Here is an 11,737-nt window from a genome sequence, read left to right on the forward strand (position 1 = left end):
TATTGTTTGAGAATAAAGACTTTTAATCCAAAATCCAAAATCCAAAATTTGGTATTAATATTAAGCCTCTCCAATTAGATCAATCACCGCCTTTAACAGAGTGTCATCATGAAAGCTACTCTTAGTGAGGTAGTAGTCTGCACCTGCTTCTAACCCTTGCAGTCGGTCTTCTTCCTGGTCTTTGTAAGAAACGATAATCACAGGTATTTGCTTCAACTTGGGATGAGTTTTGATCTGGCTGGTGAGTTCAAAGCCATTCATTCGGGGCATATCAATATCTGTGATCACCAAGTCATAATCGCCACTACGGATTGCATTCCAACCATCAATACCATTGACCGCCACTTCAGCTTTATAACCATTGTTTTCCAAGAGTTTGCGCTCCATTTCGCGCACCGTGATCGAATCATCCACCACTAACACTCGCTTGTAAACTTTGGTAACTGCTTGATGAGCAGATTGATTTACCTGAGAGAGTTGTCCACTGGAAAATACCTTAGCAATGGAACGTACCAAATCTTCGACATCGACAATCAACACTGGCGAACCATCATTCATCAGGGCGGCGGCGCTAATGTTGGCGATTTTACCAAGGCGGGGATCTAAAGGTCGGATAACCAAACTGCACTCACCGAAAAACCGATCTACAACTAATCCATAACGGTTAAGGCGATCGCTAATTACAATAACTGACAGCGATTCTATATTCACCGCAGGTGATGCTAACTCTAAAACTTGACTTGCCAAAATCAACTCCACAGGTTGATTTTTCATGAGGAAAAATGGGCGATTTTCCGATACAGCAATATTAGACTTGGACAAGATCACTACCTGTTCAATGCGTGCGAGTCCAAAGGCATAGGGTTCGCCGGCAATTTCTACTAGCAGGGTGCGAATCACAGATAGCGTCAATGGTAACTGCAAATAAAAGGTCATGCCCCTTCCCAACACAGAAACCGCCCGCAACGTTCCGCCAACTTCCCGCACTGTGCTATGGGCTATATCCAGCCCCACACCTCGACCCGAAATTTCGGTGACAGTCTGAGTTGTGGAGAAACCAGGTAAAAACAGGAACTCCATTAACTCGACTTCGGTAAGTTGGGCGGCCATTTCCGGGTTTGTCAGTTGTTTGATGATCACTGCTTGGCGCAAAAACTCGATATCGATTCCCCGTCCATCATCTGAAACACTGATAAACAGCATTCCGGCGCGATGAGTAACTTCAATGCGAATAATTCCTTCTTCTGGCTTTCCTACTGCTAGACGCTCTTGGGGCGGTTCAATGCCATGATCGATCGCATTCCGCAGAATATGAGTCAACGGAGCTTCCAGACGTTCTAGAATATCTCGATCTACCAAAGTAGACTTACCGACGATTTCCAGTTTCACCCGTTTACCCAATTGTCTTGCTAAGTCACGCACCATCCGCGGAAATCCCTGTCCCCCATCAGCAAAGGAACACATCCGGGTAGTAATAATTTCCTGATACAGGCGATGGGCAAGGTTAGCAGAACGCTGAGAAAATAGTTCTAGTTCGTTTTGGCGATCGCTCATCATCTGGTAACATTCTTTAGCTTTTTGATGGGCTGCACTTAAGTTTTGTTTAATTTGCCGATCCAGATGATAGTTGCCCAATAATTCCTGTAACTTCTCCAGCAGGTTGGACAATTCCCCCTGATTGCTTCTCAACTTCAGCAAAGAGTTAGCAAATGGTTCTAAGGAGTTCGCCTCAACTAAAGACTCTCCTGCTAAACCCATCAAGCGATTCAGATTTTCAGTACTCATTCGCACCGCCCGATTTTGGGTAATGCCTAGTTCTTCTGAAGATGTGGAGATATTTAGCGGGGATGGGGAAACAAGGATTGTCTGTTGGTTCTCTTCTAACTGCGCTGTTGTGATTAGGGGATGAATTTCTGTAGAAGTTGCCTTTGGAGTTAAGATATTAGCGATCGCACTCACTAGCGATTGAATGCCAACATCTTCTAACATCTGCAAATTTGGGTTAGCTGTAACCGTTTCAGCTATATGCAGGAGCATATCTACCCCTTGCAGCAACACATCAATGCGATCGGCAGTCAAGATAACTTTTCCCTCTTGAGCCGCAACAAAACAGTCTTCCATCACATGAGCAAGATTGACAACCGGCTCAATTTGGACAATTCGGGCAGCGCCTTTAATGCAATGGGCTGCCCGCATTAAGGCTGCCAATTCTTGCTGGGGATCGGCCTTAGTCTCCAGTGCCAACAGGCAATCATTCAACACCACAACTTGAGCTTTTACTTCCATGTTGAATAAATCAAGCAAGGAAAAATTGCTGACATCAAATTCTTCTAACATTACTGTACCTTCCTAGAACACCGATTCATTAATCCTGGAAGAACCTCTCCCCCGACCCCTCTCCTACGAGGAGAGGGGGGCTAAACTCCCCCTTCCCTTGTAGGGAAGGGGGTTGGGGGTTAGGTTTTTGATCACTGTACCTTCCTAGCCAAGGTGGTGAATAACAATTCATCATCTAAATAGCTGACGCTGTGCGATCGCTCCATTTGTGACACCACAGGTTGCCAGTTGAATAATCCTTTAGTGTAGGTTTGAGTCACTTGAGTCAGGCTCTTAGGCGCATTTTGTAATTCATCCCGGTGAAATCGGTGTATCCCATAAAGTTCATCTACAGCAAAAACCCAAGTGTTAGCTGCCTTTTCCAGTATCACCATGCGCGAATATACCACTCGACTTACCGTTTGTACTGCTGTATCAGTAGCTTCCAGATTCAGCAGATCACTCAAAGAGATACACAATAGCAATTCGCCTCGGATACTCACCAATCCTCGCAAGATTTGGTTGCTGCGATGCGGTAGGGTATGAATCACAGTTGGAGGGGAAATTTCTTTAAAGATTTGGGCAGAAAGTGCGAGCCATTCCCGTTGCAGACGAAAAATTACAACCGTCAGAGTTTGAGTTGTGGGTAAAGCATGGGATATCTGGGAATTTTCATCGGCTCTAGATTTAGCCAATAGCTCAGTCCACTCTTGCTGATAATCTTCAGGTATAGAGCGCTCTAGCAAATGACGGCCAGCAGTAGAGTAAACAGGGCAATTGCGGCAATGGGTATATATGGCTAATTGGGGACAGGAGCGATCGCCCTGAATGCCGATAAAATTCCAACAACGTTCAATATTTGATGAGGTAGCGATCAAGTTCATAAGGGCTGCTCAAGAAGTTTGATGAATCAGCGGTATAGCGTCTTCTGTTTTCACCTGAAAGCGGGCAATCTCTTGACGCAATCCCTGCACCACTTGGTTAAGTTGGGTTATGGCATGATTAATTTCCCGCAAGGAATCCATAGCTTGCACGGAGGTACTGCTCAACAGCACCATCGCATCATTAATTTGTTGCGCTCCCACAGATTGGGTTTCCATACCGTGGTTGACAAACTCAAATCGCGGATTCATGTCTTGCACTTGCTCGATAATTTGCCCAACCTGTGTATTGATGCTGCCAACATCTTCTATATTCCGCCCTACTTCTGCGGCAAACTTGTCCATCTCCATCACACCCGTAGAGACTGACGATTGCATCTGCTTCACCGTCTGTTCAATATCGAGGGTAGCAACGGCGGTTTGATCTGCTAGTCGGCGAATTTCTCTAGCAACTACAGCAAAGCCTAAGCCATACTCTCCAGCTTTTTCGGCTTCGATGGCAGCATTTAATGACAGCAGATTCGTTTGGTCTGCCACCTTGGTAATTGTGACGATGATAGTATTAATATTGTTTGCTTTTTCGCTAATTACTCCCAGTCGGGCAGCAACAGCACTAGTGGCTTCTGCTAACTGCCGCATGGTGGTTTCCATCCGCAAAATGTCTTTTTGGCTATTATTCGCGGCTGTCGTCGTGACTTGTGAAATGGTCGCAACTTGCTCCATTGCACTTACTAGTTCCCTAGAGGTGGCGGAAATTTCTTTGGTCGCGGTAGTTACCTGATTAGTAGAAGCTACCTGCTCGATAAGCGTCCCTTCTAATTGTTTACCCGAAGCTGCTATTTGAGTAGCTGAGGTAGTCACTTGGATGCCTGAATGCTGTACCTGACGAATCAGAGTGTTGAGATTCTGGGTCATGGTTTGGAAAGTAGCTAAGAGTCTATTGATTTCATCTTTGCTGTTGGGGTCAGACTTGACCTGAGTTGTTAAGTTCCCCTCGGAAATTTGCTCTGCAAGCTTAACGACACCAATAATCTGAAATGCAACTTGTCGAGCGATTACAAACCCCAAAACAATTGCAGTTGTGGGGCCAACGAAAATTCCTACAGAAATCCAGAAATTGCTGCGAGCCACATTCTGTTCGACTTCTTTTTGGATATCTGATATGTAACCTTCATTAAGTTTTAAAAGTTTGCCTGCTTGCTCGTCAGTTATTTTAAATAAAGCTTCCTCCTTATTTGCCCCCTCAGAATCCATGTGATTACGTAATTCCAATGCCGTTTGAATATTGGCAAAATCCGATGGGTTTTCTTTTCCTTGAGGCATTAATTCAATTTGTTTTTTCCAAGGATTGCGAATACCAAGTTTATTGAACTGTTGCTCACTCTCTAACAATTTTTCATGAATTTGCGTCCAGACATTCAGCTGTTCTTTAAGTATGTTGTACTCTTTTTTTTCTTGTTCGCTGAGTGGCGTTGCTTCGTACTGCCTAATACCATCGTTAATCTGTTTCCAAGCGTCTTGGATTTGAGCTATTGCACCCTGTCTTTCACTAACGCTGACTTCAGGATCAAATAGTAACCGTTCTGCCGATTGGATTTGTGTCTGACCTTTGTTAATCTTCCATATCCCGGACAGACTGGGGATGTTATCTTTACTTAGTATGTTAATATACTGATTTAACTCGTTGGTGGTGAACCATCCTGGCAAGGCCATTATGAGTACAATCAGTCCCATGAATAAAAATGAACTGATCAACCGTATTTGTAAGGTCATATTCTTAAACATTGGGTATCCTAATGTTGGTCTAGTGGTGCAAAACGCCTTCACCCATTAAAGTTCCCAAATCACAAACAAAATGAACAGTCTGTATTTTAAATTTTGAAACAAATTATTAAGTAGGTAGCTTAGTTTAGAGACTAGTACCGCAAGGCGGAATTAAAAATTAAAAATTAAAAATTAATACAGCGTAAGCGTTTCGTTTATTTGGAATGGGTGGCTTATTTACGCCGTGCTGTACTAGCTTTTCCTTCTGATTGGAAAATGCTGAGGACTGAGTAAGAAGTTTGAGTCTCTGAGGTGGATGAATGAGTATTTAATTCTCTTTGTTCTCTCTGTCTCCCCTTAGCTCGACTTTATCCAAAATTAAGAACTCGGTTTTCTTTAAGCAAAACGATGTTAAAGTCTGTCTGTATATAGATTTGAGGCTTTTTTATGGGTGTTTTTTGTCTAAGTCCCATTATTCGTTCGTTGTTCATTCTCAATAAAAACGCCAGCCGCAGAGGTGGGGTATGATTTGCCACAAATAGCAAATTTATGTCGCCGAGTAAATCTGAATGGGCGAAGTATGGGAATTGCTCTAACATCTTGTACAGTGCGATCGCAAAATCGAATTAGGTATCGGTATCCACAGGGAGCCAGGAACAGAACGCACAGTCATCAAATCAGTAGATGAGATTGCCGAAATTTTGACGCGATCGCCCTGAATGCCGATAAAATTCCAACAACGTTCAATATTTAATGAAGTAGCGATCAATTTCATCAGGGCTGCTCAAGAGATTTGATGAATCAGCGGTATAGCGTCTTCTGTTTTCACCTGAAAGCGGGCAATCTCCTGACGCAATCCCTGCGCCACTTGGTTCAGTTGGGCTATGCCATGATTAATTTCCCGCAAGGAATTCGTAGTTTGCACGGAGGTACCACTCAACTGCACCATCGCCTCACTAATTTGTTGCGCTCCTACAGATTGGGTTTCCATACCCTGGTTGACAAACTCAAATCGCGGATTCAAGTTTTGCACTTGCTGGATAATTTGCCCAACCTGTGTACTGATGCTGCCAACATCTTCTATACTCCGCCCTACTTCTGCGGCAAACTTGTCCATCTCCATCACACCCGTAGAGACTGACGATTGCATCTGCTTCACCGTCTGCTCAATATCGAGGGTAGCAACGGCAGTTTGATCTGCTAGTCGGCGAATTTCTCTAGCAACTACAGCAAAACCTAAGCCATACTCTCCAGCTTTTTCGGCTTCGATGGCAGCATTTAATGACAGCAGATTCGTTTGGTCTGCCACCTTGGTAATTGTGACGACGATAGTATTAATATTGTTTGCCTTTTCGCTAATTACTCCCAGTCGGGCAGCAACAGCATTAGTGGCTTCTGCTAACTGCCGCATGGTGGTTTCCATCCGCAAAATGTCTTTTTGGCTATCATTCGCGGCTGTCGTCGTGATTTGTGAAATGGTCGCAACTTGTTCCATTGCACTTACTAGTTCCCTAGAGGTGGCGGAAATTTCTTTGGTCGCGGCAGTTACCTGATTAGTAGAAGCTATCTGCTCGGTCAGCGTCGCTTCTAATTGTTTACCCGAAGCTGCTATTTGAGTAGCTGAGGTAGTCACTTGGATGCCTGAATGCTGTACCTGACGAATCAGGGTATTGAGATTCTGGGTCATGGTTTTGAAAGCAATTAAGAGTCTATTCATTTCATCTTTGCTGTTGGGGTCAGCCTTGACCTGAGTTGTTAAATTCCCCGTGGAAATTTGCTCTGCAAGATTAACGACACCCATAATCTGACTAATAATCTGAGATGCAACTTGTCGAGCGATTACAACCCCCAAAATAATCGCAGTTGTCGGGCCAATGAAAATTCCTACACAAATCCAGAAAATGCTGTGAGCCACATTCTGTTCGACTTCTTTTTGTAGATCTGATATGTAACCTTCATTAAGTTTTAAAAGTTTGCCTGCTTGCACGTCAGTTATTTTAAATAACGGTTCCTCCTTATTTGCCCCCTCAGAATCCATGCGATTCCGTAATTCAATTGCCGCTTGAATAGTGGCAAAATTCGATGATTTTTCTTTTCCTTGACGCATTAATTCAATTTGTTTTTTCCAAGGATTGCGAACACCAAGTTGATTGAACTGTTGCTCAATATCTAACAATTTATCATGGGCTTGCTTCCAGACATCCAGTTGTTCTTTAAGTAAGTCATACTCTTTTTTTTCTTGTTCGGTTAACGGCGTTGCTTCGTACTGTTTAATACCATCGTTAATCTGTTTCCAAGCATCCTGGATTTGAGTTATTGCACCCTGTCTTTCACTAACAGTGACTTCAGGATCAAATAGTAACCGTTCTGCCGATTGGATTTGTGTCTGACCTTCGTTAATCTTCCATATCCCGGACACACTGGGAATATTATCCTTCTCTAGGATGTTAATGTACTGATTTAACTGGTTGGTGGTGAACCATCCCAGCAAGGCCATTACGAGTACAATCAGTCCCATGAATAAAAATGAACCGATCAACCGTGTTTGCAAGGTCATGTTCTTGAACATTGGGTATCCTAATGTTGGTCTACTGGCGTAAAACGCCTTCAACTCTTAAAATTCCCAAATCACAAACAAGATGAACAGTCTGTATTTTAAATTTTGAAACAAATTATTAAGTAGGTAGCTTAGTTTTGAGACTAGCTTTTCCTTCTGATTTGAAAGTGCTGAGTAAGAAGTTTGAGTCTCTGAGGTGGATGAACGAGGATAAAAGGTGGATGAACGAGGATAAAAGGTGGATGAACGGAGTTCTGAGGTGGATAAATCCCAATACTGCTCGGTTAAGAATATAGCGGTTCTCAGTTTAGCCCAATACAGACCTAACCCCCAGCCCCTTCCCTTCTAGGGAAGGGGAGTAAGATTTAAAGCCTCTCTCCTTTTAGGCTAGGGTGTACACACAAGTCATCGAATTAGGGACTTCCAAATAAAAAAATACTCAACTACTTCTTGTGGGGTGGGCGACACGAGGGCACATAGAGAAGGGCGGACAAGATGTCCACCCCACAAGATTAGATAATTTATTTCTTGGAAGTCCCTTACCCAAAACAAAAACCTCACCCTGTCCTGACTTTAATCCCTCTCCTTACCAAGGAGAGGGACAGGTTTTGCCTAGCATAACCAGGGTGAGGTTTCTTTGGAGTATTCGATAAAGCGTAAATTGCTTCAAGACAGATTTGTGTGTACACGGTAGGTCAGAGTGTATTGCATACAAAGGAGAACCGCTACACATTTCTATTTTTTAGGCAAAACCTACGCAGTATTGCCTCCTACTTGATCTCCTCAGACCTACCTATTCTTCGTTAATCGGTAAATTCGTTGCCAGAGAAGATTAGCACTATCGGCATCTCCTTGATGTTCTTTGAGTAATGCCAGATGAGTCAGCGCCTCTTCGTGAGTAGGTTGTAAATAAATTGCTTTTTGAAAAGATTGTGCCGCCCGCTCATTTAGTGCCATCGCTTGCTGCACCTGACCGAGTAAAAGATATGCTTCAGTACTCACCTGATTTTGGTTGAGATAGTCGTTGCATAGTTTAACCGCCTCATTCAACCGACCTTGGTCGGCTAAAGCTCTAGCTATTTCTAACAAATTTACCTTTAGTTCTTTTGGCGATATGGGGTTCTGGGGAGCAACATTTAACCTCTCTGGTGCAGCAAACTTAGAATGGGTTTTTTTCGGTAGCTGTCGCCTGTTGAGAACATCTATATTTTTGCCTATAAAATCTTGTCTCTGAAGATTGGGATGATTTTTGCGAACATTTTCGCCCGCTGTGGACTTTCGATGAGCAACTACTGAATATTGACGAACTGATACCAATTGAGTTTTTAACAATAACCAAGCTTCAGCTTGTCCAACAAATAACAAGCCTTCTGGCCTTAGCAACCTTTCTAGGACTTGAATGGTGCGATCTTTTGTTGTCAGATCGAAGTAAATCAACAGGTTACGGCAAAAGACTATATCATAAAGCGGCCTGTCAGCTAGAAAAGCCGGATCTGCCAAATTACCATTAATAAAATTCACCATGCATTTCACCTCTTCAGACAGGTGGTATCCTGCCTCAGTTGGCTGAAAATAGCCCTCTTGAAATGATTGGCTATTGCTACGAAACGAGTATTGATTGTAGATTGCTCGTTGAGCTTTTAGTAGGCACTTTTTGCTAATATCAACAGCATCGATGTGAATCTTTATAGGATTTAATCCTGCTTCTAATAGAGCGATCGCAATGGAATATGGTTCCTCACCTGTTGCACATGGCACACTCAAAACCCGTAGTACGCCCTGTGGATTTGCTGGCAACCACTCAGATAATACGTAATGCTTCAGAAATACAAAGGACTCTGGTTCTCGAAAAAACCAAGTTTCTGGAACAATTACGCTGTCAATCAGTGCTTCCCATTCTTGGGTAGATGCTTGCAATTTCCCCAGGTAGTTAGCAATATCCGTTATACCGCAATCTGCCATCCGTTGAGATATTGCACTTGCGATCGCATCCGCACCAATAGAGTTTGCATCTAAACCAATCTTGCTTTTTAGTAAAGCTTCAATCACAGATTGTGCCATTTATTCAGTCTTCAGATCAATCTAAAATCCAGTATTGCGATCGCTTTCTGGCAAGAGATTGACTTGCTGTGCTTCTGGGAACAAGTACTCAACGCGAAGACACTGAATCATCCCTTGCTCGTCTACAATCATTTTTCCCAAATATGGCGCTGTATCTATCTGGATATTGGGATCAACAAATTCAGACTCAGACTTGTGTAATGTTTCGACAACTTGTTCTGTCATCAAACCCAAAATATAAGGAGCCTTAAGTTCTGGATTATTACTCCCCCAATAATTGACTAATACAATTCTAGTACTCAGGTACTCACAAGAGGGTTTGCCACGCATCAACTGACATAAATCGATTACTGGTACAATGCGTCCGCGATAGTTAAAAACACCAGCGATATACTCAGGCTGGTGGGGCAAAGTTTTGAGCAGGACAAGTGGTATTACTTCTACAACCTGCCGGCTTTCTATGGCATATCGCTCATTCCCGATGTTGAGAAGTAACATTAACATTAATTTACACCTCCAGTACTAACTTTTGTATTCCTTTTGAGCTTGATATTGATATTTTAGTAGAAAAGCTTAATACCTGATACAATTTCTTTAAGGCTGCCATGTATGACAATATCTGTAAATTCATTGCCGAAAACTTCAAATATGACTTAGCAACTTGGTTACTAGGTTCACCAATTAGATTAACAGAACTCAGCCCTACCGAATTATCAAGCGAACCAATTCGCGCCGATTCATTAATCTTATTGCAATCTGATGATTTAGTTCTACATACCGAGTTTCAAACTGACCCTGATGAAGATATCCCATTTCGGATATTAGATTATCGGGTTAGGGTTTATCGCCGCTTTCTTAACAAAGAAATGCGTCAAGTAGTAATCTATTTGAGAAAAACAAGTTCAGAATTAGTCAATGAAAACAGTTTTAAATTAAACAACACTTATCATCAGTTTGAGGTAATACGCCTATGGGAACAACCGACAGACAGGTTTATGAGTGTTCCAGGTTTATTACCCTTTGCCGTGCTAAGTCAAACAAACGATCCTACAATGGTATTAACCCAAGTAGCGATCGCAGTTGAAGCAATTAGCGATCGCCAGCTACAAAGAAATATAGCTGCTGCCAGTGGCATTTTAGCAGGTCTGGTGTTAAAGAAAGACGTAATTAGGAAGATTTTCAGGAGTGAGATTATGCGCGAATCAGTCATTTATCAAGAAATCCTAGAAGAAGGCGAAGCCAAAGGCAAAGCAGAAGGCGAAGCCAAAGGTAAAGCAGAAACAACAAGAAAGTTGGCTTTAAATTTGTTGGGAATTGGAATGAGTTTAGAGCAAATTGCTGAAGTTACTGAATTACCTATTGAGCAAATTCAAGCTTTACAAAAGGAGATTCAAAAATCTTAACTTTAACTAATCGCTTTATAAAATCGCGGCTACACAAGCAAAACCCGCGACGCGGGTTTCAAAGTTTTTATTAGTCTGTGCAGACGAACTTGGTTTGTGTAGACGCGATTTTTAATGGCCTGGTTTTCAAATTCTCAAACTAAAACTCGGCACTTTGCGGTGTACGCGGAAACGGAATCACATCACGAATATTTCCCATACCCGTCACAATACTGCGTAGGTTTTGCCTAAAAAATAAAAATGTGTAGGTTGGGTTGAGGAACGAAACCCAACATTTTGCGGGGTTTGTTGGGTTTCGCAATGCCTCAACCCAACCTACGAATATTCTAAACCGACGAGCAGTATTGATACCCATCATGAATTGCACAAGTCTAATTCTGGCTTATTCTGTACCAACAACGGGATTGAGATCACACAAAACCACATTTCTCCGTCTGATATCTACCACTGAATTTCCCCACGCATCAAGCGTTTTTCATAATCTTCTAAATTAGATAAATATTCTGAAAAATCTGATTCCACTATTTCCACTGACTCGCTAAACTGAAGCCATAGTTCCCAGTTTTTAGCGCTATGCTTCATTAATAGGAAGTCTATAAAATCATTCACTTCATGAAGTAAAGATTCTGGCATTTGCCGGATTTTACCAATGGTTTGATCCTGTATGCTCATAATAAATGTTTTTAGCTCGATTTATCTTTATCGACAAAAGCAAAAGACCTGGAGATTATAAAAACCCAGGTCTAAAATTCAAA

Annotated in this window: 9 protein-coding genes and 1 pseudogene; 2 read left to right on the forward strand and 8 right to left on the reverse strand. The window is 42.4% G+C overall.

Annotation, left to right across the window (positions count from 1 at the left end):
• Positions 1–60: 60 nt before the first annotated feature.
• The 3 genes from V7K30_RS19835 to V7K30_RS19845 form a co-directional block, all read right to left on the reverse strand.
• Entirely contained in the window at positions 61–2,337 is a 2,277-nt protein-coding gene (locus V7K30_RS19835) for a hybrid sensor histidine kinase/response regulator (protein ID WP_335002140.1), read from the reverse strand.
• Between the two features lie 131 nt (positions 2,338–2,468).
• Positions 2,469–3,200 carry a chemotaxis protein CheW gene (locus tag V7K30_RS19840; RefSeq protein WP_335002142.1) on the reverse strand — a complete coding sequence of 244 codons (732 nt, stop codon included), beginning with the start codon at positions 3,198–3,200 and terminating at the stop codon, positions 2,469–2,471.
• A 9-nt stretch (positions 3,201–3,209) separates the two neighbouring features.
• A complete protein-coding gene (locus tag V7K30_RS19845; protein WP_335002144.1) occupies positions 3,210–4,970 on the reverse strand; it encodes a HAMP domain-containing methyl-accepting chemotaxis protein in 1,761 nt (586 codons plus the stop codon).
• 499 nt (positions 4,971–5,469) lie between these two features.
• On the opposite strand from V7K30_RS19845, the pseudogene V7K30_RS19850 reads away from it, so the two are divergent.
• Positions 5,470–5,674: pseudogene (locus tag V7K30_RS19850) on the forward strand (dihydroxyacetone kinase subunit DhaK); the annotation flags it as partial.
• 71 nt (positions 5,675–5,745) lie between these two features.
• Here the strand turns inward: V7K30_RS19850 and V7K30_RS19855 are convergent.
• The 3 genes from V7K30_RS19855 to V7K30_RS19865 form a co-directional block, all read right to left on the reverse strand.
• Positions 5,746–7,518 (reverse strand): methyl-accepting chemotaxis protein, encoded by a 1,773-nt coding sequence (locus V7K30_RS19855; RefSeq protein WP_335002146.1) that lies wholly within the window; start codon positions 7,516–7,518, stop codon positions 5,746–5,748.
• A 789-nt stretch (positions 7,519–8,307) separates the two neighbouring features.
• Positions 8,308–9,579 (reverse strand): CheR family methyltransferase, encoded by a 1,272-nt coding sequence (locus V7K30_RS19860; RefSeq protein ID WP_335002147.1) that lies wholly within the window; start codon positions 9,577–9,579, stop codon positions 8,308–8,310.
• Positions 9,580–9,600: 21 nt separating this feature from the next.
• Positions 9,601–10,083, reverse strand: coding sequence for a chemotaxis protein CheW (locus V7K30_RS19865; RefSeq protein ID WP_335002149.1), 483 nt, complete (start codon positions 10,081–10,083; stop codon positions 9,601–9,603).
• Between the two features lie 101 nt (positions 10,084–10,184).
• Between V7K30_RS19865 and V7K30_RS19870 the strand changes: the two genes are divergently transcribed.
• Positions 10,185–10,982 (forward strand): Rpn family recombination-promoting nuclease/putative transposase, encoded by a 798-nt coding sequence (locus V7K30_RS19870; RefSeq protein ID WP_335002151.1) that lies wholly within the window; start codon positions 10,185–10,187, stop codon positions 10,980–10,982.
• A gap of 139 nt (positions 10,983–11,121) precedes the next feature.
• Here V7K30_RS19870 and V7K30_RS19875 read toward each other — a convergent pair whose 3' ends face one another.
• Together V7K30_RS19875 and V7K30_RS19880 are read right to left on the reverse strand one after the other, a co-directional pair.
• Complete coding sequence (locus V7K30_RS19875; protein WP_335002153.1) at positions 11,122–11,349, reverse strand: hypothetical protein; 228 nt, start codon at positions 11,347–11,349, stop codon at positions 11,122–11,124.
• Between the two features lie 74 nt (positions 11,350–11,423).
• Complete coding sequence (locus V7K30_RS19880) at positions 11,424–11,654, reverse strand: DUF2281 domain-containing protein (RefSeq protein WP_335002155.1); 231 nt, start codon at positions 11,652–11,654, stop codon at positions 11,424–11,426.
• Positions 11,655–11,737 lie beyond the last annotated feature (83 nt).

Origin of the sequence: Nostoc sp. (assembly GCF_036917655.1) — a bacterium.
Taxonomy (GTDB): domain Bacteria; phylum Cyanobacteriota; class Cyanobacteriia; order Cyanobacteriales; family Nostocaceae; genus Nostoc.